Genomic DNA, 24,431 nt, shown 5'->3' with positions numbered 1-24,431 from the left:
AGAAAGGCTCAGAGCGATCGTTCGGCCGCGGTTTCCGAATCGGCGTCTTCCGGCGGCTGGTCGCCGACCGTCCACAGCCGCTCCAGCGCGTAGAACTCGCGCACGCGCGGCAGCATGATGTGGACGACGACGTCGCCGAGGTCGACCAGCACCCATTCGGCTTCGCGTTCGCCTTCCACACCGAGTGGTTGGCAATCGAGCTGCTTGGCGTGCTTGATCACTTCGTCGGCCACCGATTTGACGTGGCGTGACGAAGTGCCGGAAGCGACGATCATGAAATCGCAGACGCTGGTCTTGCCGCGGACGTCGATCTCGACGACATCCTGGGCCTTGAGGTTCTCGACGGCGGCGTGGACGGCCTTGAGCAAGGCTTCGGCCGACGGCGGCGGGTTGGGAAGACGGGTCTTGATGACTTGGGCGGGACTGGTCAAGGGCACTGACTCATGGGGTTGCGCCTGAATTATAACGAAGACGATCGCCGAGGCTCGTGACCGTACAAATGGTGCCGTTCGATGTAGTCGGCCACGGCGGTGGGCACGCCGTCCCGCCAGGGCTCGCCTGAGGCGATCAGATCGCGGATTTCGGTGGCGGATTCGTCGTGCAGCGGCTGGCGCAGGCGGAAGATGCGGCCAGCGGACGCGGTTTCGAGGTCGGAAGGGACGCTCGCCCAGCGTCCGGACACGATGGCGGCGAGTTCAGGGGGCAGGCCGTCGTCGAGCGGGTTGCCTGGACGCTCGGCCACCACGAAATGGGCGAAGGTGAACAGGCCGCGCCAGTCCTTCCAGGTCGGCAGCGCGAGGAAGCTGTCGGCGCCGACCAGCAGCGCCAGGGGCGCCTCGGGGCCGTATTCGGCGCGCAGGGCGTGCAGGGTGTCGATGCTGTAGCTGCGGCCTTCGCGCTCGAGCTCGCGGCGATCGACGCACAGGCCGGTTTCGCCGGCCACGGCTAGATCCAGCATCGCCGCGCGCTGCTGCGCGTCGGCGCCCGGCGGCGGACGGTGCGGCGGGTCCGCGGCCGGCATCAGCCGGATCGTGCGGTCGAGGGCGGCATGCGCGGCGCGCGCGATCGCCAGATGGCCGTTGTGGACGGGGTCGAAGGTGCCGCCGTAGTAGACGCGCAGCTTCACGAGACGAGGGATGCCGCCTTGGCTTCGCTCACCGCCAGCAGCAGGCGTTCGAGCACCTGCCAGGCATCTCCCGCCGCGCGCCCCTTGCTGATGCGGTCGACGCGGCCGGCTTCGGCCACGAAACGCTCCCAGCGCGGCGCGGCGTGACGTTGCAGTGCACGGCGATAGGTGGCCTGCTTGGAATCCCACACGCGCTGCGCCTTGAACTCGGCGGCGAGGTTGCCGCCACGCGCCTGCACGCGTGCGAGCGCGGCCGTGAGCTGCAGTTCCCGCACCACCATGCCCATCAGCGCCGGCACCGCCTCGCCCTCGGCGCGCAGGCCGGCGAGCATGCGTGAAACCTGCGCGGGCTGACCGTTAAGCGTGACGTCGATCAGGCGGAACACGTCAAAACGAGCAGCATCAGCGACCAGCGACTCCATGCGCGCGGCATCCAGCGGCTGGCCATCGGCGAGCAACGCGAGCTTGTCGATCTCCTGCGCGGCCGCCAGCAAATTCCCTTCCACGCGCTGCACCAGCCGCTGCACGGCATCGCGGTCGGCGTGCACGCCGCGGCTGCGCAGACGGCTTTCGACCCAGTCGGTCATCTCGTGCGGCTTCACCGCCCAGGCGACGACGAGATGGCCGATGCGGGCGATGGCCTCGCTCCACTTGCCGCCGTGCTGGCGGCTCCACTCGCCGCCAGTGATGAGCAGCGCGGTGTCACCAGGCGGCTCGGCGCAATAGTCGGCAATGACCTCGGCGCCGTCCTTGCCGGGCTTGGCGGTCGGCAGGCGCAGTTCGATCAGACGTTGCGCGGAGAACAGGCTCGGGGCGCGGAAGCTCGCCGCGAGCGCGTCCCAGTCGAAATCGCGGCCGTCGGCATCGAACACTTCTCGTTCGGCGTAGCCCTGCTCGCGCGCCTGCGCGCGAACGGTGTCGGCGGCCTCGATCACGCGCAGCGGCTCCGGCCCGGCGATCAGATAGGCCGGACGCAGCGGCTCGGCGCGCAATTGCGCGGAGAGGCGTTCCGGGCTCAGTTCCATGCCAGCATCGCGACCGACATTCCGCTCATCGCATCCTGATCAGGGCGGCGCGTTGAGATCGGGCAGCGTGACGTCCGTGGGCTCGGTCGGCGTTTCCGGCTTCGGCGAACGCGCCGCGGCATCGATGCGGCGCAGGATCGCCGCCGTCATGTCCTTGCGCATTTCCTTGGTGAGCAGGTCGACCTCGCTCTCGGCGCCGGTGGGACTGGTCGGCGACGACACGTAATCGCGCGCCAGTTCCACCACCTGCTTCGGCACGAACACGGAGCCGTCAGCCTTGGTGAAGGAGAACACCACCGCGTAGCGCAGCGTGAATTCCTGCGCGCGGCCGTACTGGTCGACGCTGATCGGCAGTGAACCCCACTTTTCCGACACGACGTTCAACACCGCCTTGCCGGTAGGCGGACCTTCGGTCGACGCCTCGACCCCGGCACGCTCCAGCGCCTGCACCACCGACTGCGCCAGCGGGCTGTAGGGGTTGCGCGACGCCACGAGGATCTGGCCGACATCCGGCGGCAGCGTCAGCGCGCTGCGCAGATGGAATCCGCACGCGGTCAGGGCCAGCGCGAGGGCGGCGATCGCAGCGGTTCGAAGAAGGCGGGGCCTGCTCGGAAGGGCTTTTCTCATGCGCGCAGTCTGGACGAGACGGCTATGGGCGGCAAGCGCGAGGGGTTCGGGATCGCGCTCCGCCGCCATTTCGCGTTCAGGCAACAACGATGTTGACGATCTTGCCGGGCACGATGATCAGCTTGCGGATCTGCTGGCCTTCGACGAACTTCGCCACGTTCGGTTCGGCCAGGGCCGCGGCTTCGATCTGTTCGCGCGGCGCGTCGGCGGCGGCCTCGATCGTGCCGCGCAGCTTGCCGTTGACCTGCACCGCCAGCGTCACGCTGTCGCGCACCAGCGCGGCGGGATCGGCCTGCGGGAACGGCACATCCTCGAGTACGGTCTCGGCATGGCCGAGCGCCTGCCACAGGGCGTGACTGACATGCGGCGTCACCGGGTTGAGCAGCAGCACCATCGTCTGCAGCGTTTCGTGGCGCAGTGCGCGGCCCTGGTCGCTCATGTCGTCGAACTTCGACACCGCGTTGAGCAGTTCCATCAGCGCGGCGATGGCGGTGTTGAAACTGTGGCGACGACCGTAGTCGTCGCCCACTTTCTGGATGGTTTCATGCAGCTGGCGGCGCAGCGTCTTCTGCGCCGGCGTCAGCGTCGAGACATCGACCTGCGGATGATCCGGCTGCGCGACGTGCGTGGTCACCTCGCGCCAGAAGCGACGCAGGAAGCGGGCCATGCCTTCAACGCCCGCATCGCTCCACTCCAGCGACATGGTCGGCGGCGAGGCGAACATCGAGAACAGGCGCACGGTGTCGGCGCCGTACTGCTCGACCAGCATCACCGGATCGACGCCGTTGTTCTTCGATTTCGACATCTTCTCGATGCCGCCGATCGCGACCGGCTCGCCATCGCTCTTCAGCACCGCGCCGGTGATCTTGGCGCGTTCGTCGCGCAGGATTTCAACGTCGGCGGGGTTGAACCATTCCTTGTTGCCGGTCGCGCTCTCGCGATAGAAGGTTTCCGCCACCACCATGCCCTGCGTCAGCAGGTTCGTCGCGGGCTCGTCGCTGTCGACCAGGCCGGCGTCGCGCAGCAGCTTGTGGTAGAAGCGGAAATACATCAGATGCAGGATCGCGTGCTCGATGCCGCCGATGTACTGATCCACCGGCAGCCAGTAGCGCGCGCGCTCGTCGATCATGTCGCTCGCGCCCGGCGAGGTGTAACGGGCGTAGTACCAGCTCGACTCCATGAAGGTGTCGAAGGTGTCGGTCTCGCGCTCGGCCGCGCCGCCGCATTGCGGGCAGGTCGTCTTGCGCCATGCGGGATCGGCCTTGATCGGCGACTGCACGCCAGAGAAGGCGACGTCTTCGGGCAGCAGCACTGGCAGCTGGTCTTCCGGCACCGGCACGTCGCCGCACTTCAGGCACAGGATCACCGGGATCGGGCAACCCCAGTAGCGCTGGCGGCTCACGCCCCAATCGCGCAGGCGGTAGTTGACGCGGCGCGCGCCGCGGCCGTCGTGCTCGAACTTCGCCGCCAGCGCGTCGAAGCTCTCGCGGTAGTCCATGCCGTTGTATTCGTCGGAATTCACCAGCCAGCCGCGCTCGGTGTAGGCCGCGTCTTCCTGGATACCGCGCTCGAAGGCTTCCACCACCTGCACCGCGGCGCCGGTGTCGTAGACATCGACCGCACCGCTTCCACCCAGCGCGGCACGCATCGGGTCCTGGGCGCGTTCGACGTCGGAGGCGATCTCGCTCAGCGCATCGCGCACATCCAGCGGCACCACCACCATGCGGATCGGCAGGCCGTAGGCCTTGGCGAATTCCCAGTCGCGCTGGTCGTGCCCCGGCACCGCCATCACCGCGCCGGTGCCGTAGCCCATCAGCACGAAGTTGGCCACCCACACCGGCACTTCCTCGCCGCTGATCGGATGGATCGCGCGCAGGCCGGTATCCATGCCGCGCTTCACCTGCGTTTCCAGTTCGGCTTCGGAAACACCGCCCTTGCGCAGATCCTCGATGAAATCGGCCAGTTCGGGATTGGCCTGCGCGGCCTTATGCGCCAGCGGATGCTCGGCGGCGATCGAAATGAAGGTCACGCCCATCAGCGTGTCGGGGCGCGTGGTGAACACGGTGAGCGGCGCGTCCTCGCCCTCGATGCGGAACTGGATTTCCAGTCCTTCGCTGCGGCCGATCCAGTTGCGCTGCATGGTCTTGACCGAATCCGGCCAGCCGGACAGCGTGTCGAGGCCATCCAGCAGTTCCTGCGCGTAGTCGGTGATCTTCAGGAACCACTGCGGAATCTCGCGCTTCTCGACCAGAGCACCGGTGCGCCAGCCGCGGCCGTCGATCACCTGTTCGTTGGCCAGCACGGTCTGGTCGACCGGGTCCCAGTTCACCACCGAGTTCTTGCGATAGGCCAATCCCTTTTTCATCAGCCGCACGAACATGCGCTGCTCGTGCACGTAGTACTCGGGCCGGCAGGTGGCGAACTCGCGCGACCAGTCGATGGCATAACCCATCGACTTCAGCTGCGCGCGCATGTGGTCGATGTTGGCGTAGGTCCACTTGGCCGGCGCGGTGTTGTTCTTGATCGCTGCGTTCTCGGCCGGCAGGCCGAAGGCGTCCCATGCCATCGGCTGCAGCACGTTCTTGCCGGTCATGCGCTGGTAGCGGCTGATCACATCGCCGATGGTGTAGTTGCGCACGTGGCCCACATGGAGCGCGCCGGACGGATACGGCAGCATCGACAGGCAGAAATACTTCGGCTTCGAAGCATCCTCGCGCACCTCGTAGGCACGGGTGTCGGCCCAGTACTGCTGGGCGGCGGTTTCGACGGCTTTGGGGTCGTAGGCGGCGGTTTCGGCGGACACGGGGACGGCTGGCGCGCGGCCAGGCGGAAAGGATCAGGGCCGGAAAGCCTACCGCAGCGCAGCATTCGCCGCCATCGCCGGAGCGCCGACAGCACCGGTGCCAGGCGCGCCAAGGATTGGCGGAGCGCGCTACCGCATCGGGCCGGCAGGCCGGAAATGGCATGGACGCCGACGGATCGCCGATGACGGACAGCACATGAGATTCGGTGGAAGACAAGGCAAATTCGCACGCTCGCCTTTGCATGCTTCTGGAGAATCGGGGATGAGGCAGCATCGATCCATGCGCAGCGCAGCATCGTTGGCGGCGTTGTTCTGCCTTGTCGCGGCCTGGCTCCCGGGCGCCATCGCCGCCGTGCCGATGCGCACCTCGTTCGACATGCAGGTGCCGCTGGCGCCGACTCCGCTGAAGATCGCCGGCGTTCCGCAGCTCGTGTACGAATTGCATCTCAGCAATTTCGCGGACGATGCCTTGACGCTCCAGCATGTCCAGGTTCTCGATGCGGCCGGCGCATCTCTGATCGATCTGCGCGGGCAGGCACTTGACCACAGTCTCGGAAGACCGGGCCTGACGACGACGGGGCAGAAAGACAAGCGCGAGATCGCCCCGGGCATGCGTGCGGTGCTTTACATCGAGGTGCCGGTCCGCGACTGCGCGATGCCGCGCGAATTGCGGCATCGCGTCGAGTACGCCATCGCCGGCATGGACGCCTCGATCGAGCCCAACGCCATCGTCGAGGGCGCCCGCGTCGCCGTGCTCGAGACGCCGCCGCCGTCGCTCGGCCCGCCACTGCGGGGCGGGCCCTGGGCGGCGATCCATGATCCCGCGTGGCCGCGCGGGCATCGCCGCGTGTTCTATGCGGTCGACGGCCGCGCATTTCTTCCGGGCCGCTATGCCATCGACTGGGTCAAGCTGGACGACCAGGGACGCGAAGAACGCTCCAAAAATGGCGACAGCGATCAGGTGACCGACTGGTACGGTTACGGCGAAGACGTCCTGGCCGTCACCGACGGCGTGATTGCGTCCACTCGCGACGATGTCGTTGAAAGCGCCACGATTTCCGCGCATCCCAGCCATCCGATCGCCGATGCCAGCGGCAACTACGTCGCTCTTGATATCGGCAATGGCCGCTACGCTTTTTACGAGCACCTGAAGCCCGGCAGCCTGCGCGTTCGCCCGGGACAGCGCGTGCGGCGCGGCGACGTCATCGCTTCGCTGGGCTTCACCGGCGATTCAACGGGTCCGCATCTGCATTTCCATGTCGCCGATGCCGACTCGCCGCTCGGTGCCGAAGGCGTGCCATACGTGTTCGACGGGTTCGAGGTCCTGGGCCGTTACGAGGCGATCGGTGATCTCGGCAAGAAACGCTGGCAGCCCTACTCCGCGCCGGCGGATGCCCGTCGCAGTGGAGAACGCCCCGCCACCAATGTCGTCTTGAAATTCGAAGCAGCGCCGAAACCGTAGCCATGCATCCCGCGAGATACGACCCGCCTCCCGCATGCCGCTATGATCCCCGCGAATTTCTTCTCCAGGGAAATCTCCGTGCATAGAATCGCCCCCGCACTCGCATCCGCCATCGTTTTGGCTTCAACCGCGCCTCTGTCCGCCGCCGATGCTCCGACGGCTGTCACCAAGACGACGGCACTGCATTGCGAGCATCTGTTCGACAGCCGCAACGGCCGCGTCCTCGGCGCGCATACCGTAGTGGTGCGCGAGGGCAAGGTGGCCGACGTGGTGCCCGGACGCGCCGAAATTCCCGATGCCGAGTCCGTCGACCTGGCCGGCCGCACCTGCCTGCCCGGCTGGACCGACCTGCATGTGCATCTGGGCTCGCAATCCAGCCCGCAGAGCTATTCCGAAGGCTTCCGCCTGGACGAGGTCGATTTCGCCTTCCGCAGCGTCGGCTACGCCGAGAGGACCCTGCTGGCCGGCTTCACCAGCGTGCGCGACCTGGGGGGTGAGGTGGCGCCGCATTTGCGCGACGCGATCAACCAGGGCCTGGTGCGCGGACCACGCATCTTCGCCGCCGGCAAGTCGATCGCCACCACCGGCGGCCATGCCGATCCCACCAACGGCTACAACTCCGAGCTGTCGCACCTGCTCGGCCCACCCGGCCCCACCGAGGGTGTGATCAACTCGATCGACGACGCCCGCCAGGCCGTGCGCCAGCGCTACAAGGACGGCAGCGACGTCATCAAGATCACCGCCACCGGCGGCGTGCTGTCGTATGCGAAGTCCGGCGACGCGCCACAGTTCACCGTGGACGAGGTGAAGGCCATCGTCGACACGGCCAGGGACTACGGCTACAAGGTTGCCGCGCACGCGCACGGCACCGAAGGCATGAAGCGCGCGGTGCTGGGCGGCGTGACCAGCATCGAGCACGGCACCTATATGACCGACGAGGTCATGTCGCTGATGAAGCAGAAAGGCACCTGGTACGTGCCGACGATCTACGCCGGCCGCTTCGTCGCCGACAAGGCCAAGGTCGATGGCTACTACCCCGAGATCGTGCGCCCCAAGGCGGCGCGCATCGGCGCGCAGATTCAGGACACCGCCGCCAAGGCCTACAAATCCGGCGTGAAGATCGCCTTCGGCACCGACATGGGTGTCGGCCCGCACGGCGACAACGCGCGCGAGTTTCTCTACATGGTCGAAGCCGGCATGCCGGCCGCCTACGCACTGCAGGCGGCGACGATCCGTGCCGCCGAGGTCCTCGGCGCCAGCGACCAGGGCGTGATCGAGACCGGCAAGCGCGCCGACATCATCGCCCTGCCCGGCGATCCGGTCGCCGAGATCGGCAATGTGCTGAAGGTGGACTTCGTGATGAAGGACGGCGCGATCTACAAGCGCCCGGCGCAGAGCGCTTCCGCATCGGGCGGTGCCGTGCAGTGAACGCGCACTGGCTCGGCGCCATCGCGGCCACGCTCACCACGGTGGCCTTCGTGCCACAGGCGCTGAAGACCATCCGCACGCGCGACACCCGCGGCATCTCACTCGGGATGTACGTGATCTTCACGATCGGCATCGTCTGCTGGTTCGGCTACGGCCTGCTGCTGCATTCATGGCCGATGATCATCTCGAACGCGATCACCTTCTTGCTGGCGGCAACGATCCTGGTGCTGAAGCTTCGCTACGGATAAGCGCAGCCGCGCATTTCATTCAACGCAGGGTTTCGAACCGTTCACTACTCTGTCGCGACCAGTCGCCGTAGCATGCCTGCTTTCGCCAACGGGATGCTCCATGGACAACAACGAAGAAAAGCATGCCGTTGAGAAGCACTCTGTTGAAAAGCGCGCTGTTGAAAATCGCGCCGTCTTCGATTTCGAAATCGACTTCTCCAACGGTGGCGGCATCCAGGGCCAGGACTTCCGCCTCGACATCGACGGCGACGACATCTCCGACCGCGAGCTGGGCGATTACATCGTCCGCGACCTGCGCCTGCTGATGGTCGGCGCCATCCGCATCCTCAACAAGCGGATCATCCGCGAACGCCACAAGCGTGGCGAGATTTCCATCAACGCGGCCGGAAGCGCGGACGCGCGCTTCATCGACCTCAGCCACAGCATCGAGCACGGCATGATCACCTACAAGGGGATACCGGCGCCGATCGTCTGCGATTACTTGAGCCGTGAGCAGTCGCGCGCGCATTACGCGCACGGCACCGAGTTCCACATCGGCCAGGTGACGATGGTCGCCAATACCGGCACTTATCTCGACAGCCCCTTCCATCGCTATGCCGACGGCACCGATCTCGCCGGGCTCGAACTCGACACGCTGGCGGAACTCGATGCCGTGGTCGTGCGCGTCACTGGCGCCGGCAACCGCGCGATCGGCCGCGAAGCCTTCCTCGCCAGCGACATTCGCGGCAAGGCGGTGCTGGTGGAAACGGGATGGTCGCGGCATTGGCGCACGGACCGGTATTTCGAAGGCCATCCCTATCTGACGGCCGAAGCCGCCATCCATCTGCGCGATGCCGGCGCGAAGCTGGTCGGTATCGATTCGTTGAACATCGACGACACCGAGGATGGCGAGCGCCCCGTGCACAGCACGCTGCTACGCGCGGGCATTCCGATCGTGGAGCATCTGTGCCGGCTCGATCAGCTGCCGATCGATGGCTTTCGCTTCAGCGCGGTGCCGGTGAAAGTGCACGGGATGGGCACCTTCCCCGTCCGCGCCTACGCCACGCTCCCTGCCTGACGCGCCGCACGCGCGAGCGCGAGCCACCACAGGAACCAGAGCGCGAACGCCGCGCGTTGCGCGATCGCCGCCGGCATCACCAACGGTCCGAACAGCGCCAGCATCACCAGCACCGTTGCGGCCAGCACGCCCGCCCAGGCGGGAAACGAATCGTCGCCACCACGCCATCGGCCGATAGCGATCAGGATCGCGCCTGCGGCGAAGGCCACCCACCACAGGGTCCACGCCGAGGCGTGCAACCGACTGCCGGCGGCTTCCAGGTCTTGCGGATCCAGACGCAGCACGCCTTGTATCGCGAAAGCGAGCGCCGACAGCATCACCAGCCAAGCACCGATGCGCAGCGACCAGGGCGCATTCGCCGGCTGCGCTTCGCGCAGACGCCAGCCCACGAATGCCAGCAGCAGTCCTGGCAGCACGAATCCCGCGAGATTGAAGACCGGCGCGCGTGCGATGCCCTGCGCTCCCAGCAATGCAACCGGATGCAGCGTCTGCGAATAGCCTTCCAGCCCGCTTCCGAACACGATCACGCAACCGGCGAACAGCAATGCGGCGGTCCAGGCCGCCGCGCGCGCAGCGCGATTCATGCGCTTCCCCGGCGCAATAAGATTTCGGCCAATCCGGCTTTCCAGCTGCGATGCATCCGTCGTCCGCTCCGCGATCTAGTAATCGCGTGCCCCGAGCAAGCCGACCGAATAACCGGCCTTCTCCAGCCTCGCCGTGGCGCGGGAATTGAGCACGACCAGCGCCAGCAATCCCACCAGCGGCACCAGCATCACCAGAAGAAGCAGGATCCTGCCCCACACCGGATATCCCAGGCCGCGGCCGATCTTGTAGATCCCCACCCACGACATGCCAAGGCAGATCAGGATGGGCAACAACGCGAGCGGGCCGAGGATCGCGCGCGACGCCGCCGCGACGAAATACAGGAGGATGGCGTAGATCACCAGTTTCTGCCCTGACACGACATCGTCGAGCGCGGGATTGCGTTGCTCCCGCACCGAAACGGCCGAATTCGGGCTTTGATAAGGATTTTCCACATCGTCCCCTTTGGTCACTGCGGCCTCTGATGTTCTTATGGTGACATCCGACCCGGCCATTCGGGGGGAACATTCGGTTGGAAATCGCCGCCCCAGGCACAATCTACTGCCGATAGCCTCCCCGCCCGGACTCCGCATGTTTCCCCAAACCGCCGCTCCCGACGCATCCGCCGCCCACGTCTTCGACGCCACCACCGCCACCTTCGAAGCCGACGTCCTGCAGAAATCGCTGCAGACGCCGGTGCTCGTGGATTTCTGGGCCGAGTGGTGCGGGCCGTGCAAGACGCTCGGGCCGATCCTCGAGAAGCTGGCCGCCGAGTTCCACGGCGCCTTCCAACTGGCCAAGGTCGACACCGAGCAGGAACCACAGATCGCCTCCGCCTTCCAGATCCGCTCGATCCCGACCGTGTTCCTGGTCATGGGCGGCCAGATCGTCGACGGATTCCAGGGCGCGCTGCCGGAAGGCCAGGTCCGCCAGTTCCTCAAGCATCACGGCATCGAGCCGGCCCAGCCGGCCGAGGACGTCGAACCCGCGGCCGCACCCCCCGTCGATCCGCATGCCGAGGTGATGCGCCTGCGCAAGGCGGTCGAAGCCGAGCCGGACAAGGCCGAACTCAAGCTCGATCTCGCCCTCGCCCTGCTGCAGACCGGCAGCGCGCACGAAGCCGAGCAGTTGCTCGATGCCCTTCCCGCCAATCTGTCCACCGACGACCGCACGATCCGCGCCCGCGCCCGGCTCGGCTTCGCGGCCCTGCTCAAGGACGCCCCCCCGGCGCAGACGCTGGAAGCGGCCATCGCCGCCAACGGTGACGACCTGCGCGCCCGCCATCTGCTCGGCGTGCGGCGCATCGTCGCCGGCGATGCCGAGGGTGGGCTCGAACAACTGCTGGAAATGCTTCGCCGCAACCGCAATTTCGAGGACGGACTGCCGCGCAAGGTGCTGATCGACGCCTTCCGCGTGGTTGAGGACGAGGATTTGGTGGGCCGCTACCGCCGCAAGATGTCGTCGCTGCTGTTCTGACCCGGCACGAACCATACCTTTGCGTATGGTAGGCTCCGCCTCGTTTCCGTCCGAGGCCGTTGCCGCATGTCTCCGTCCAAGTTCCGCCACATCATGAACTTGTGGCCGCCGTTCCTCTTCAGCGGCATCCGCGTCCGCGAGATCAGCGCCGGCTGGCGCTGCGTGCGCGTGGACCTGCGCCAGCACTGGTACAACCGCAATTATGTCGGCACCCACTTCGGCGGCAGCCTCTTCGCGATGACCGATCCGTTCTGGATGATCATGACGATGCAGGCGCTGGGGCGCGGCTACATCGTCTGGGACAAGGCCGCCACGATCGACTTCATCAAACCGGGGCGCGGCACCGTCACCGCGCGCTTCGATCTGGACGATGCCGCGCTGGATGCGATTCGCGCCGCGACAGCGGGCGGCGAGAAAACCTTGCACTGGTTCGAGACGCCGGTCACCGATGCCGGCGGCGAGACGGTGGCGCTGGTGCGCAAGCAAATCTATGTCCGTCGCAAGCGCGAAACCCCGCAGGGCTGAGTCGCGACATCCCCACGATATCCCCGGATATCCGAACCGCGACGAGCGTCGCGCTGTACACCGCGCACCAGGCTGTACATATTCATTCTGTTAACGCCGGGAGCGCGTATTCTCCGCAGGTTAACAGGGGGACGCATGTACAAGGCGCCACAGGACAAGCCTCGTGATCCGGCGCTGCCGGAGATCGCCGGTTATCGCCTGCTGCGCGTGATCGGCAGCGGCGGCATGTCGACCGTCTATCTCGCCGACCAGCTCTCGCTCGATCGCCAGGTCGCGATCAAGGTGATGCGGCCGGAGGCCCTCGCCGACGAAGTCAGCCGCCGCCGCTTCGAGAACGAGGCGCGCACCATCGCGCGCCTGGAACATCCGCACATCGTCGGCATCTACGAAGTCGGGCGCACCAGCGATGGCCTGCCCTACTACGCGATGCCGCATCTCTCGCGCGGCCATCTCGGCGAACGCATCACCGCGGCGGGCGAAGCCGGCATGGACCCGCAGCGCGTGCGCGACATCCTGCATGCGCTGCTGTCGGCGCTCGGCTACGCGCATGCACGCGGCACCATCCACCGCGACGTCAAGGCCGAGAACGTGCTCTTCGACGACGCCGACCGTCCGATGCTCGCCGACTTCGGCATCGCATTGCGTCGCGGCTACGGCGCGCGCGTCACCACCACCGGCTTCGCCGTCGGCAGCACCGCCTACATGGCGCCGGAGCAGGCACGCGGCGACGAAGTGGACCACCGTACCGACCTCTACGCCGTCGGCGTGCTGGCCTGGGAAATGCTGGCCGGCGAACTCCCTTACAACGCCGCCGATGCGGTGTCGATGGCGGTGATGCACGTCAAGGACCCGATTCCACGCCTGCCCTTCCGGCTGCGGCATTGGCAGCGCTTCTTCGACCGTGCGCTGGCGAAGGGACCGCTCAAGCGTTATCGCGATGCGCGGCACATGCAGGAAAGTCTCGACCAGGTGCCGCACCGGCAGGTGACGCGCGAAATCCTCGCCGTGCCCGCGCTGCGCCGCGGTGCCGGCGTGCTCGGCGCGATGCCACTGCTCGGCTGGTTCGGCGTGCTGGTCGTGGTCGCCGCCGTGCTCGGCCTGTTCCTGCACGGGCAAAGCGAAAAGGACAACGCCGTCGCGGCGACACCACCCGCGCCGCCCGCCATCACCATCGTGATGCCGTCGACTGATACTTCCGCCGCGATCCAGAAACCGATCGAACAAGCCGCACCCGCCGCCACTTTGGCCGAGGAAGATCCCACCAAGGCGATGCTGCGCGCCGCGCCGACTTCGGAAGCCGAACGCTGGGTCACCGCCGCCGATGCGCAGATCCGCGCCGGCCGCCTGCTCACCCCGAAAAACGGCAACGCCTTCGACAGCCTGCTCGCGGCTCGCCAGCGCGATCCCGGCTACGACGCGCTGGTGCCGGCCATCGGCCGTCTCGTCGACGCTTTCAGCCGCGAGGCCGTGCGCGCCATCGGCAAGGACGAGGATGCGCGCGCCAAGCAGCAGATCGCCGCCGCCACGCAGCTCGCGCAGCGCATGCAGCAGCCGGGACATCCGGCGATCGCACGCTTGCGCGCCGAGGTCGAGAAGGCCTACGACGCACGTGTCGCGCGCGCTTCCGAGGACTTCGACCGCGAAGCCGGCAAGAAGGCGATCGCCGGCGCGAAGACGGTGGGCGTGATCGAAACCGCCAACCTGCGCAAGCTCGCCGCGCGCGCAGAGAAGATTCCCGCGCCCGGCGATCGCCTGAAACAGGCCGACAACATGGTGCTGGTCCGCAGCAACGGCCTCGCATTCGCCGCATCGGCCGCACCGGTCACCCGCGACGAATACGCGCGCTTCGCCGCCGCCACGCATCGCGACATGGCCCTATGCCGCGAGCGCGGCTCGCTGCTGCGCATCTTCGCGCCGCGCAACTGGAAATCGCCGGGGTTCGCCCAGGTCGGCAGCCAGCCTGTCGTCTGCGTCTCGTGGGCCGATGCCGAAGCCTATGCGCAGTGGCGCAGCGCACAGGACGGCCGCCGCTATCGCCTGCCGAATGCGAACGAAGCCAAGCTGCTGCCCGCCGATCCGGAACAGGTGCGCACCGTCGCCGAATGGAACAACGATTGCAGCGGCGGCTGCGACAAGCGCATCAGCAACGGCAGCAGCTGGCGCGGCGCCAAGGGAACCCGCCCGCTCCCCTCGGACCGTGGCTATGACGATGTCGGCATTCGCCTGATCAGTGATTTGCCGGAAGTGCTCGCCAAGCGCTGAGAACTATTCGAGCGCCGATCGCGTGGAACGGCCATTGCCTGCTTTTGCCCGTCATTCCCGCCTTTGCGGGAATGACGAAACAAGCGACCACGCTTTTCTCTACTCATGGCGGACACCGTAGAATCACCGCCATGAGCACCAACACCTCCACCAGCCGCCGCCTGCAGCGGCTGTTCCTCACCGGCCTGCTCACCCTGCTGCCGATCTGGCTGACCTGGGTGGTGATCAAGTTCGTCTTCGTGTTGCTCAGCGATCTCAGCAAGCCCTGGGTGCAGCCCCTGTCGCAGCGCATCGCCGCGGCCGATCCGCGCCTGCTCAGCTGGTTCGGCGACGATTGGGTGCAGACCACGATCGCGATGATCGCCACCTTGTTCGTGATCCTGCTGGTCGGCTGGCTGGCGCGACGCGTGGTCGGGCAGCGCCTGCTTGGCTGGTTCGAAGCACTGGTCGCCCGAGTGCCGCTGGCCAACATGATCTACGGCAGTGCGCGCAAGCTGCTCGACATCCTGCAGACCAAGCCGGACGGCACCCAGCGCGTGGTCCTGATCGACTTCCCGCACAGCCAGATGAAATCGGTCGGCTTCGTCACCCGCGTGATCCGCGAAGCGGGCAGCGGCCGTGAACTGGCCGCCGTGTACGTACCGACCACGCCGAATCCGACTTCCGGCTACCTCGAGATCGTGCCGGTGGAAAAGATCACGCCCACCGACTGGACCGTGGACCAGGCGATGAGCTTCATCATCTCCGGCGGCGCGGTGGCCCCGGAGACGATTCCGTTCGATCCTCCGCGTGCTCCCGGCAACAGCACCGCGCCCTCACACTAGACGCGCGGACGCAAGCCCACTATCCGGACGGGAAGCCCGCACCATGGAAGACCTGATGCTGCTTGGAATCCTGGGGCTGTTCGCCGGGATTGCGATAGCCGCCCTCAGCTTTCGACTATGCTTTGTTCGTCTTCCTGTCGAACGCGCACGCAATCAGCGAATGCTCGCCAGCAGCGGGCTCATCGTCACCACTCCGGCGTCATTGAACAACGGCACCACCATGGTGAGTTTCCAGACACAAGATGGAAAACAAGTGGTCGCGCCTGTCGGGATGACAGATGACAGCACGATGCTCCGCGCCCGCGAACAAGTCTCGCTCAGGTACGACCCTGAGGACCCACAGATCGTTGCCCTTGACGGCCAACCGCCACGCACCCGATTTCTCCTGGTTGGAGGATGTAGCTTGTTGATCGGAGGATTGGTATTGGTAATCATCTCCGCGACATTCGTCCTGAAATCAATCGCCGCCCCATGACGACTCACGGCATCCCTACGCCGATGGCATGCCGTATCCTGCGCGTTCTCGTATCCCACGCTTCCTAGTTCCGTTCCAAGGCGTCTCCCACCATGCTGCAGGATCGTGCCACCAAGCTGTTCATCGGACTCGCCGCCTTCTTCTGCGTCAACGCGGTGCTGGCGGAGTTCATCGGCGTGAAGATCTTCGCGCTCGAGGACACGCTCGGCATCAAGCCGCTGGAGTGGAACCTGTTCGGACAGACCGGTTCGCTCAACTTCACCGCGGGCACGCTGTTGTGGCCGATCGTGTTCATCATGACCGACACGATCAACGAATATTTCGGCCGTCGCGGCGTGCGTTTCATCAGCTGGCTGGCGGCGGCGCTGATCGTGTACGGCTTCGCCTTCGCCTTCATCGCCATCCATCTCGCGCCGGCATCGTGGTGGGTGGGCGTGGCGAAGGATCAGGGCGTGCCCGATTACCAAGCCGCGTTCTCAGCGGTGTTCGGGCAAGGCCTGTGGACGATCTGGGGTTCGCTGATCGCCTTCATCCTCGGACAATTGATCGACGTCACCATCTATCACCGCATTCGACGCCGCACCGGTGATCGCCACGCCTGGCTGCGCGCGACCGGTTCCACCGCGGTGTCACAGCTGGTCGACAGCTTCGTTGTGCTCTACATCGCATTCGTGCTTGGCCCGCAGCATTGGCCGATGTCGCTGTTCGCCGCCGTCGCCAGCTTGAACTATGTCTACAAGATGCTGGCCGCGATCGCACTGATTCCGCTGTTGTACCTGGCTCGCGCCGGCATCCATCGCTATCTTGGTCATGCACGCGCGGCGGAATTGCGCGAGCATGCGGCAGCCGCTTAATTCACTGCTGGTCCATCGCGGTGACCTTCGGCCCATGCGAGCCACAGTCCGCATGCGGATAGTCCTCGAAATTGTCCCGGGAGCACGCAATGACCCTTCGTCCGCTTCTTCTCAGCCTCGCGATCGCATCGGTCGCGGCAGGCACCGTCCTGTCCGTTCATGCCGAAACCGCGAAGACGGATGCCGCGACCACGCCCGCCAGCGTCAAGGCGGCCAAGCTCGATACGCTGTACGCGGAATACTGGGAGGCGTACCTGAGGCTGCATCCGGTCGAGGCCACGTTCCAGGGTGACAACCGCTACAACGATCAGCTGCCGGATTCCGGCAGCGCCGAATATCGGGACAAGACGCGCAAGTTCACCGAGGACTGGCTGAAGAAGATCGAAGCGATCGGCGCGGACGGCCTCGCCGGACAAGACCTGATCAGCTACCAGATCTTCGTGCGCGAAGCCAAGGACGATCTGGAGTCCTACCAGTATCCCGACTGGATGATGCCGGTGAACCAGATGTTCAGCCTGCCCATCGCCGCCGTGCAGTTCGGTTCCGGCACCGGCGCGCAGCCGTTCAAGACAGTGAAGGACTACGACAACTGGCTCGCGCGCGGCAATCGCCTGCCGGTGCTGATCGATACCGACATCGACAACATGCGGCAGGGCATCAAGGCCGGCGTGGTGCAGCCGCGCGCGCTGATGGAGAAGGTGCTGCCGCAGTTGGATGCGCTGATCAAGGACAAGCCCGAGGACACGCTGCTGTGGGGACCGATCCAGTCGATGCCCGCGAGTTTCAGCGCCTCCGACAAGACGCGGCTTACCCAGGCTTATCGCGAAATGATCGGCGAACGCATCATGCCCGCCTACCGCAAGCTCCACGCTTTCATCGACAAGGAATATCTGCCGAAGACGCGCGACAGCGTTGGCCTCGACAAGCTGCCGAACGGCGCGGCCTGGTATGCCTACGGCGCGCGCAAATCGACGACGACCGACATGTCGCCCGCCGAAATCCATCAGATCGGGCTCGACGAGGTGGCACGCATCCACGGCGAGATCCGCAAGATCATGGCCGAGACCGGCTTCAAGGGATCTCTCCAGGACTTTTTCCAGTTCATGAAGTCCGATCCGAAGTTCAGCTTCAAGAGCGAAGACACCCTTCTGGCCTACTACCGCGCGCTCGAAGCGAAGATCAACAAGCGCATTCCCGAACAGTTCTCGCTGACGCCGAAAGCCCCGTTCGAGATTCGCCCGGTCGAGGCGTTCCGCGCGAAATCCGCGGCCGGCGGCGAGTACATGCAGCCGAGCGAGGACGGCTCGCGTCCCGGCATCTTCTACGTCAACACTTACGACCTGCCTACTCGCAAGACCTGGGATGCGGAAGACCTCTACTTGCACGAAGCGATCCCGGGCCACCACTTCCAGATCGCATTGCAGCAGGAACTGAAAAGCCTGCCGGCCTTCCGCCGCTTCGGTGGCGAGACTGCCTTCATCGAAGGCTGGGGCCTGTACGCGGAATCGCTCGGCAAGAGCCTGGGCGTGTACGAATCACCCTACGACTATTTCGGTTACCTGCAGAACGAACTCTGGCGCGCGATCCGTCTGGTGACCGACACCGGACTGCACAGCAAGGGCTGGACCCGCGAGCAAGTCATCCAATACATGCTCGACAATTCCGCCGAGAGCGAAGTCCAGTCCACCGCGGAAGCGGAACGCTACATCGCCTGGCCAGGACAGGCGCTGGCCTACAAGATTGGCGAATTGAAGATCAAGTCGCTGCGCGCGAAAGCGGAGCGTGAGCTTGGCGCGAACTTCGACATCCGTGAATTCCACGCCGAGGTGTTGAAGGACGGCGCCGTGCCGCTGGACATCCTGGAAAGCAAGATCGATCGCTGGATCGCCGAGAAGAAGAAAGGCTGAGTCGACGGACTACCGCAACGATGATCACGATCTACCACAACCCCGCCTGCGGCACCTCGCGCAACACACTCGCACTCATCCGCAACAGCGGCGTCGAGCCAACCGTCATCGAATACCTGAAGACGCCGCCCGACCGCAACACGCTGATCGGCTTGATCGCCGCTTGCGGTCTGAGCGCGCGCGAAGTGCTGCGCGAAAAGGGAACGCCCTACGCCGAACTCGGCCTGGGCGATCCCGCGCTGTCCGATGAAGCCTTGATCGACGCCATGCTGGCGCATCCGATCCTGATCAATCGTCCGATCGTCGTCACGCCGCTCGGCACACGGCTCTGCCGGCCCTCGGAACTCGTGCTCGACATCCTGCCGGATGCGCAGCGCGGACCGTTCACGAAGGAAGATGGCGAAGTGGTGATCGACGAACAAGGCCGGCGCGTCCTCTGACGCGACCGGCCCCTTGTTGCGAACTTATGCGCGCGTATCGCGCCTCGCCCCGGGCTTGCCGCTGCCGCGATGCTGCTTCGGTCCCGCATGCGGATGCGCGCCGCGCGAGGCGGGCTTGCCATGCGCGCGATGCGCGGGCTTGCCTGCTGCGCGCGTCGGCGGACGCTGGCCACCCGGCTTCTGGCTGGTTGCACGCTGCCCGCCATTTTTGGGGATCGGCGCATCGAGACGGATCGGCTTGCTCGGCGCATAACCCGGCACCGTGTCCATCACGATGTCGGCGTTGAGCATGCGCTGAATCTGACGCAACAGGCCACCCTCTTCCGGCGACACCAGCGACAGCGCCTCGCCTGTCGAACCGGCGCGGCCGGTGCGGCCAATGCGGTGGATGTAGTCCTCGGCCACCATCGGCAGGTCATGGTTGATGACCAGCGGCAGATTGGGGATGTCGAGACCACGCGCCGCGACGTCGGTGGCGACCAGAATACGTGCCTTGCCGGTCTTGAACTGGATCAGCGCCTTCTGCCGCTGTGCCTGGCTCTTGTTGCCGTGGATGGCGACGGCCTTGAGACCGGCGGTTTCCAGCTGTTCGGCGAGGCGGTTGCAGCCGTGCTTGGTCTTGCCGAACACCAGCACCTGATCGGTGTGGCGCGAAGTCAGGATGCTGATCAGCAGATCGCGCTTGCGCGAGCCGTCGACCGGATGCGCGCGATGCACGATAGTCTCGGCAATGGTGTTGCGCGCGGTCACCTGCACTTGTTTCGGGTTGCGCATGAACTCCATCGCCAACGCCTTGATCCGCTCCTCGAAAGTCGCCGAGAACAACAGCGTCTGGCGCTCCTTCGGCACGCGATTGATGATGCGTTTGATCGCAGGCAGGAAGCCCATGTCGAGCATGCGATCGGCTTCGTCGAGGACGAGGATTTCCACCGCGTCGAGCTTGGCGCTGCCGCGCTCGAGATGGTCGATGAGCCGGCCGGGCGTGGCCACGAGGATGTCGACGCCGCGCCGCAGGTTGTCAACCTGTGGCCCCATGCCGGCACCGCCGTAGATGGTGGTGACGTTGAGACGCAGCTGACGACCATAGGTCTTCAGGCTGTCGGCGACCTGCACGGCAAGTTCGCGGGTCGGCACCAGGATCAGCGCGCGCGGCTTGCGCGGGCCGTTAGGCGGGGTTTGCTTGGCCAGGCGCTGCAACAGCGGCAGGCTGAAGGCAGCGGTTTTGCCGGTGCCGGTCTGGGCGCCACCGAGCAGATCGTGGCCGGCCAGCGCCAACGGGATGGCCTGAGCCTGGATCGGGGTGGGAACGGTGTATTGGCTGTCGGCCAGTGCACGCAGCAGCGCGGGCGAGAGCCCGAGGGTTTCAAAACTCATGTTATCGATAACTCCGAAAAATCGGCCATCCGCGCCCGAAAACCGCACATCGAACCGCGCCATGAGCGCAGTGAGGCGTGCGACCATCCGGCCGTGGGAACGGCACGATTGCTTACCCGGAGCTATCCAAAACCGCGCTGCGAGTGAGGGTTGAACGGCTGCCGGACGCTCCGGGCCGTGTTTGCGCGACATCGAGCTCCGCCGACCAAGGGGCGAAGTCTCCGGCTTCACGTGCGGGATAAGTGGGGGGACAGGCGTAGGTAAAAGCCCCTTCCCCGACTGACATACCAGGATCGTGACTGCCCGAAAGCAGGATCAAGCCATGTTGCAGAACAGGGGAATTGTAGCCGATTCCGGCGGTCGAAGCCAGCCGGCACCGATCCGGACACTCGTACAGGGCGGCGCGACGGCCGTCAAGTTGTACGGTGGCCCGGGTTTTCGCGGACAATATTCGTTTGGTAGGGACGGGAATCCTCACTCTTGAACCGGGCATACGTCACAACTTGTTTGCCAAACCGTGCCGCCGGTCGCTCCGGCTCGCAGACTTTCCGGCGCTGGATCGCAGCGCTGCTGGGGTTGGCGATCCTGTGCTGCGCCGCGAGCGCGACGGCGCAGGAATGGCGTTACCGGGTGCGTCCGGGCGACAACGTCTGGGATCTGGCCGCGAAGTATCTCCGCAGCGACGTGCCGTGGCAGAAATTGCAGGAGCACAATAACGTCGCCGATCCTCTGCGTCTGCCGCCAGGATCACAAATGCGCTTCCCCGTCTCCTGGCTGAAACAACAGCCGGCGAAGGCGAAGGTGATCGGCGTGCAAGGCAGCGCCACCGCGCGCGATGCGCGCGGCAAGGAATCGCCCGTCACCGAAGGCATGCAACTCGGCATCGGCGCCACGCTGCGCACCGCCGCCGACGCCAACCTCACGCTGCAGTTCGCCGACGGTTCGCGGCTATTGCTGCAAGGCGACAGCGAGCTCGTGCTCGACAAGCTCAGCGCCTACGGCGCCACCGGCATGACCGACACCCGCCTGCGCCTGCCGCGCGGACGTGCCGGCAATGCCGTGCGTCCGATGCACGGGCCGGCGGCGAACTACATCATCGCCACACCGAATACGATCTCCAGCGTGCGCGGCACGCAATTCCGCATCGGCAGCGACGGCACGCGCTCGCAGGCCGAAGTCACCGAAGGCAAGGTCGCGGTGAGTGGCGGCGGCGGACAGGTCCTGCTCAAGCGCGGCCAGGGCACGGCCAGCGGCGCCGACGATCGTCCGCTGCCTCCGCGCGAACTGCTGGCGGCGCCGGAACCGGCGTCGATCGCGCTTTCGCTCGATCAGATTCCCGCGCGCCTGACCTGGAAGCCCGTACCGGGCGCGGCGCGCTATCGCGTGCAGGTCTCGGCGACACCCGAGTTCGTCACGCTGCTGCACGATCGCGTCGTCGACGCGGCGCAGGACGCGCTGCCCGCGCTGCCGGACGGCACCTACAGCGTGCGCGTGCGCGCCATCGACGACCGCGACATCGAAGGTCATGACGCCACCGTGTCGGTGCACGCGGCACGGCAGCCGCCGTTCGCGATCGCGCCGACCGAAGGCAGCAGCACCGATGCCGAACGTCCACGCTTCCGCTGGGCCTCGATGGGCGACGGCGTGCGCTATCGCTTCCAGCTGGCGAGCGCCGCCGGCTTCGATGCGCCGCTGGTCGATCAGACCATCAAGTCGACCGATCTGCGCAGTCCGCAACCGCTCGCGCCGGGCGATTATCAGTGGCGCGTGGCCGCCATCGACAGCGAGGACCGCGCCACCGGCTTCAGCGAAGGCCAGCATTTCAACGTGCGCGCCCCCGGCCCGGGACCGGAACTGCAGAGCGAGGCGGCGGCGACCGACAAGCGCACGCTGCAAATCCGCTGGCCGGCCGGCGCGGAGGGTCAGCGTTTCCGCTTCCAGCTCTCGCGCAAGGCCGACTTCTCGAAATTGGAGGTGGACCGCGAACTGGACGAGAACCAGATCACATTGCCCAAACTGCGTACCGGGACCTGGTATGCGCGCATCCAGACCATCGAGAGCGACGGTTATGCCGGTCCCTACGGACCGACCCAGACCATCAAGCTGGGATGTCTCTCCTGCCGCATCGCCGCGATTGGCGGCGGCGTGGTATTGATATTGCTTGCGCTCTGAGATGCGCTGACGCATGTCCAGCCGTTCCCGCCGCAAATCGTTTCCGCTGGCGTTGCTGGTAACGCTGGCCGCGATCGCGTGCGTGATCTTGCTGACGCTGGGCAAGCTCACCTGGAAAGCCGATTACCGGGTCTACGACACGCTGCTGCGTCACGCTGGCGAACGTGCCGACGACAGCATCGTGATCATCGCCATCGACGACAAGAGCGTCTCGGCGCTGGGACGCTGGCCGTGGCCGCGGCGCGTGCACGCGGACCTGATCGATCGGTTGAACCGCGTCGGCGCACGCGGCGTCGCGCTGGATGTAGTGTTCGCCGAACCGGACAGCGCCGATCCCGACGGCGACACCGCACTCGCGAAAGCGATCCAGCGCCACGGCCGCGTCATATTGCCGGTGCTGGCCGAGCCATCCGAGCCCAACGGTCCGCCGGTGGAAGTGCTGCCCCTGCCCGCGCTGGTGTCGGCGGCGGCGGGATTGGGACACGTCGCGGTCGACGAGAGCCGCGACGGCATCACCCGCGACGCGCATCTGTACGCCGGTCTCGGCGACGCGCACTGGCCGGTGCTGGCACTGGCGCTGCGCAATCTGGACACGACGACGGGCAAGTCCGTTCCGGGATTGCGCGAGGCACACGCCGACCATGCATCGCCCTACCTGTGGAACCGCAACTACTGCGTCCTGATCCCTTACGTGTCGGCGGGCGCCGGGTTCCAGCAGGTGTCCTACGTCGACGTCCTCAATGGGCACATCCCGGACAATCTGCTGCGCGATCGCTGGATCCTGGTCGGCGCCACCGCTTACGGCACCGGCGACACCATCCTCACTCCGATGCAACCCGGCGATGGCCGCATCACGGGCGTGGAATACCAGGCTTCGCTGCTCAACATGCTGTTGAACGGGCACACCATCGTCCCGCTCGAGCACGGCTGGCAACTGGGTGCCGGCATCTTCGCGGTGCTGTTGCCGACCTGGCTGCTGTTTCGCGTGCGCATGCGCAGCATCGGCTGGATGGTGCCGATCGCAATGATGGTCGTGCTGCTCTCCAGCGCCCTGCTGCTGTATCGCGCGCACATCTGGTTCGCGCCGATGCCGGCGCTGGTGACGCTGCTGGCGAGTGTCGCCTTGTGGCTGTTCCTCGACCTGCGCCAGTCGCAGCGCCAGGCGCACTACGATTCGCTCACGCAGCTGGCCAACCGACGCCTGTTCGATACGATCCTGGCGCGCGAGCTCTCCTCCGCGCGTCGCAGCGAGGCTCCGCTGTCATTGCTTCTGATCGACGTCGACCACTTCAAGCACTACAACGACCGGTACGGCCATCAGGCCGGCGACGACCTGCTGAGACGCGTCGCCCAGGCCGTCTCCACGCATGCGCGACGCCCGCGCGACCTGCCCGCGCGCTACGGCGGCGACGAGCTGGCGGTCATCCTGCCCGAGACCAGCGGCCTCACCGCCTACGCGATTGCCGACGCCATCGTCGATGAAGTGCGCGCGCTCGCCATTCCGCATGCCGATTCAGGCGTCGCGCCGGTGGTGACGGTCAGTATCGGCGTGGCCAGCTGCGATCCCGGCAGCGATACCCGTCCGGACCTGCTGATCCGCCGCACCGACGTCGCGCTGTATCGCGCCAAGGAGCTCGGCCGCAACTGCAGCTACCGCGCGCCGGTGTGGACGCCGGAGAACTCTGAAACACAGTTCGACATCAAGCTGGTCGGTTGAGATGTCTTCGTCGCGCCTCGCCGTCTTGCCATTCGTCGGCGGACGAA

Annotated in this window: 22 protein-coding genes; 14 read left to right on the top strand and 8 right to left on the bottom strand. The window is 66.1% G+C overall.

Going from position 1 to position 24,431, the window contains the following annotated elements:
* Positions 1-8: 8 nt before the first annotated feature.
* The 5 genes from rsfS to leuS all read right to left on the bottom strand — a co-directional run bounded on the left by rsfS (position 9) and on the right by leuS (position 5,581).
* Positions 9-431, bottom strand: a complete 423-nt coding sequence (gene rsfS, locus AC1RNP_RS14810; protein ID WP_493052049.1) for a ribosome silencing factor — start codon at positions 429-431, stop codon at positions 9-11.
* A gap of 29 nt (positions 432-460) precedes the next feature.
* Positions 461-1,126, bottom strand: a complete 666-nt coding sequence (gene nadD / locus AC1RNP_RS14805) for a nicotinate-nucleotide adenylyltransferase (protein ID WP_493052048.1) — start codon at positions 1,124-1,126, stop codon at positions 461-463.
* Positions 1,123-2,151, bottom strand: coding sequence for a DNA polymerase III subunit delta (gene holA, locus AC1RNP_RS14800; RefSeq protein WP_493052047.1), 1,029 nt, complete (start codon positions 2,149-2,151; stop codon positions 1,123-1,125). Before holA ends, nadD begins: the two co-directional genes overlap by 4 nt.
* A 39-nt stretch (positions 2,152-2,190) precedes the next feature.
* Complete coding sequence (locus AC1RNP_RS14795; protein ID WP_493052046.1) at positions 2,191-2,778, bottom strand: LPS-assembly lipoprotein LptE; 588 nt, start codon at positions 2,776-2,778, stop codon at positions 2,191-2,193.
* 76 nt (positions 2,779-2,854) lie between these two features.
* Entirely contained in the window at positions 2,855-5,581 is a 2,727-nt protein-coding gene (gene leuS, locus AC1RNP_RS14790; RefSeq protein ID WP_493052045.1) for a leucine--tRNA ligase, read from the bottom strand.
* 280 nt (positions 5,582-5,861) lie between these two features.
* Between leuS and AC1RNP_RS14785 the strand changes: the two genes are divergently transcribed.
* The 4 genes from AC1RNP_RS14785 (at position 5,862) to AC1RNP_RS14770 (ending at position 9,776) form a co-directional block, all read left to right on the top strand.
* Positions 5,862-7,043, top strand: coding sequence for a M23 family metallopeptidase (locus AC1RNP_RS14785; protein WP_493052044.1), 1,182 nt, complete (start codon positions 5,862-5,864; stop codon positions 7,041-7,043).
* A 78-nt stretch (positions 7,044-7,121) separates the two neighbouring features.
* Positions 7,122-8,471 (top strand): metal-dependent hydrolase family protein, encoded by a 1,350-nt coding sequence (locus tag AC1RNP_RS14780; protein WP_493052043.1) that lies wholly within the window; start codon positions 7,122-7,124, stop codon positions 8,469-8,471.
* Positions 8,468-8,719, top strand: coding sequence for a SemiSWEET transporter (locus AC1RNP_RS14775; RefSeq protein WP_493052042.1), 252 nt, complete (start codon positions 8,468-8,470; stop codon positions 8,717-8,719). Before AC1RNP_RS14780 ends, AC1RNP_RS14775 begins: the two co-directional genes overlap by 4 nt.
* Positions 8,720-8,819: 100 nt before the next feature.
* Complete coding sequence (locus AC1RNP_RS14770) at positions 8,820-9,776, top strand: cyclase family protein (protein WP_493052041.1); 957 nt, start codon at positions 8,820-8,822, stop codon at positions 9,774-9,776.
* Here the strand turns inward: AC1RNP_RS14770 and AC1RNP_RS14765 are convergent.
* On the bottom strand, positions 9,755-10,360 hold the full coding sequence (locus tag AC1RNP_RS14765) for a DUF998 domain-containing protein (protein ID WP_493052040.1): 606 nt from the start codon (positions 10,358-10,360) through the stop codon (positions 9,755-9,757). The genes AC1RNP_RS14770 and AC1RNP_RS14765 overlap by 22 nt on opposite strands.
* 75 nt (positions 10,361-10,435) lie before the next feature.
* Positions 10,436-10,831: a hypothetical protein gene (locus tag AC1RNP_RS14760; RefSeq protein WP_493052039.1), complete on the bottom strand. Its 396-nt coding sequence runs from the start codon at positions 10,829-10,831 to the stop codon at positions 10,436-10,438.
* A 118-nt stretch (positions 10,832-10,949) separates the two neighbouring features.
* On the opposite strand from AC1RNP_RS14760, the gene trxA reads away from it, so the two are divergent.
* From trxA to arsC, 8 genes are all read left to right on the top strand, one after another.
* Positions 10,950-11,834, top strand: a complete 885-nt coding sequence (trxA, locus tag AC1RNP_RS14755) for a thioredoxin (RefSeq protein WP_493052038.1) — start codon at positions 10,950-10,952, stop codon at positions 11,832-11,834.
* A 66-nt stretch (positions 11,835-11,900) separates the two neighbouring features.
* Positions 11,901-12,359, top strand: coding sequence for a DUF4442 domain-containing protein (locus AC1RNP_RS14750; RefSeq protein WP_493052037.1), 459 nt, complete (start codon positions 11,901-11,903; stop codon positions 12,357-12,359).
* Positions 12,360-12,494: 135 nt separating this feature from the next.
* Complete coding sequence (locus AC1RNP_RS14745) at positions 12,495-14,621, top strand: bifunctional serine/threonine-protein kinase/formylglycine-generating enzyme family protein (RefSeq protein WP_493052036.1); 2,127 nt, start codon at positions 12,495-12,497, stop codon at positions 14,619-14,621.
* A 131-nt stretch (positions 14,622-14,752) separates the two neighbouring features.
* Positions 14,753-15,445 carry a DUF502 domain-containing protein gene (locus AC1RNP_RS14740; RefSeq protein ID WP_493052035.1) on the top strand — a complete coding sequence of 231 codons (693 nt, stop codon included), beginning with the start codon at positions 14,753-14,755 and terminating at the stop codon, positions 15,443-15,445.
* A gap of 43 nt (positions 15,446-15,488) precedes the next feature.
* On the top strand, positions 15,489-15,920 hold the full coding sequence (locus AC1RNP_RS14735) for a DUF3592 domain-containing protein (RefSeq protein WP_493052034.1): 432 nt from the start codon (positions 15,489-15,491) through the stop codon (positions 15,918-15,920).
* A gap of 92 nt (positions 15,921-16,012) precedes the next feature.
* Positions 16,013-16,774: a queuosine precursor transporter gene (locus tag AC1RNP_RS14730; RefSeq protein ID WP_493052033.1), complete on the top strand. Its 762-nt coding sequence runs from the start codon at positions 16,013-16,015 to the stop codon at positions 16,772-16,774.
* A gap of 89 nt (positions 16,775-16,863) precedes the next feature.
* Positions 16,864-18,681 (top strand): DUF885 domain-containing protein, encoded by a 1,818-nt coding sequence (locus AC1RNP_RS14725; RefSeq protein WP_493052032.1) that lies wholly within the window; start codon positions 16,864-16,866, stop codon positions 18,679-18,681.
* Positions 18,682-18,701: 20 nt separating this feature from the next.
* Positions 18,702-19,121, top strand: coding sequence for an arsenate reductase (glutaredoxin) (gene arsC / locus AC1RNP_RS14720; protein WP_493052031.1), 420 nt, complete (start codon positions 18,702-18,704; stop codon positions 19,119-19,121).
* Between the two features lie 24 nt (positions 19,122-19,145).
* On the opposite strand, the gene AC1RNP_RS14715 is transcribed toward arsC, so the two are convergent.
* Positions 19,146-20,495, bottom strand: a complete 1,350-nt coding sequence (locus AC1RNP_RS14715; RefSeq protein ID WP_493052030.1) for a DEAD/DEAH box helicase — start codon at positions 20,493-20,495, stop codon at positions 19,146-19,148.
* Between the two features lie 507 nt (positions 20,496-21,002).
* Between AC1RNP_RS14715 and AC1RNP_RS14710 the strand changes: the two genes are divergently transcribed.
* Positions 21,003-22,667, top strand: coding sequence for a FecR family protein (locus AC1RNP_RS14710; RefSeq protein WP_493052029.1), 1,665 nt, complete (start codon positions 21,003-21,005; stop codon positions 22,665-22,667).
* Positions 22,668-22,680: 13 nt separating this feature from the next.
* Entirely contained in the window at positions 22,681-24,384 is a 1,704-nt protein-coding gene (locus AC1RNP_RS14705) for a CHASE2 domain-containing protein (RefSeq protein ID WP_493052028.1), read from the top strand.
* Positions 24,385-24,431 lie beyond the last annotated feature (47 nt).

The sequence above is a fragment of the Luteimonas sp. GW821-FHT14E02 genome (genome assembly GCF_058803905.1).
This window is presented reverse-complemented; position numbering and strand designations above follow the sequence as displayed.

Coding starts and splice junctions, on each gene's coding strand:
- holA (WP_493052047.1), bottom strand. CDS start 2,151: ATGGAACTGAGCCCGGAACGCCTCTCCGCGCAATTGCGCGCCGAGCCG.
- AC1RNP_RS14795 (WP_493052046.1), bottom strand. CDS start 2,778: ATGAGAAAAGCCCTTCCGAGCAGGCCCCGCCTTCTTCGAACCGCTGCG.
- AC1RNP_RS14785 (WP_493052044.1), top strand. CDS start 5,862: ATGCGCAGCGCAGCATCGTTGGCGGCGTTGTTCTGCCTTGTCGCGGCC.
- AC1RNP_RS14770 (WP_493052041.1), top strand. CDS start 8,820: ATGGACAACAACGAAGAAAAGCATGCCGTTGAGAAGCACTCTGTTGAA.
- AC1RNP_RS14765 (WP_493052040.1), bottom strand. CDS start 10,360: ATGAATCGCGCTGCGCGCGCGGCGGCCTGGACCGCCGCATTGCTGTTC.
- trxA (WP_493052038.1), top strand. CDS start 10,950: ATGTTTCCCCAAACCGCCGCTCCCGACGCATCCGCCGCCCACGTCTTC.
- AC1RNP_RS14750 (WP_493052037.1), top strand. CDS start 11,901: ATGTCTCCGTCCAAGTTCCGCCACATCATGAACTTGTGGCCGCCGTTC.
- AC1RNP_RS14745 (WP_493052036.1), top strand. CDS start 12,495: ATGTACAAGGCGCCACAGGACAAGCCTCGTGATCCGGCGCTGCCGGAG.
- AC1RNP_RS14740 (WP_493052035.1), top strand. CDS start 14,753: ATGAGCACCAACACCTCCACCAGCCGCCGCCTGCAGCGGCTGTTCCTC.
- AC1RNP_RS14735 (WP_493052034.1), top strand. CDS start 15,489: ATGGAAGACCTGATGCTGCTTGGAATCCTGGGGCTGTTCGCCGGGATT.
- AC1RNP_RS14730 (WP_493052033.1), top strand. CDS start 16,013: ATGCTGCAGGATCGTGCCACCAAGCTGTTCATCGGACTCGCCGCCTTC.
- AC1RNP_RS14725 (WP_493052032.1), top strand. CDS start 16,864: ATGACCCTTCGTCCGCTTCTTCTCAGCCTCGCGATCGCATCGGTCGCG.
- arsC (WP_493052031.1), top strand. CDS start 18,702: ATGATCACGATCTACCACAACCCCGCCTGCGGCACCTCGCGCAACACA.
- AC1RNP_RS14715 (WP_493052030.1), bottom strand. CDS start 20,495: ATGAGTTTTGAAACCCTCGGGCTCTCGCCCGCGCTGCTGCGTGCACTG.
- AC1RNP_RS14705 (WP_493052028.1), top strand. CDS start 22,681: ATGTCCAGCCGTTCCCGCCGCAAATCGTTTCCGCTGGCGTTGCTGGTA.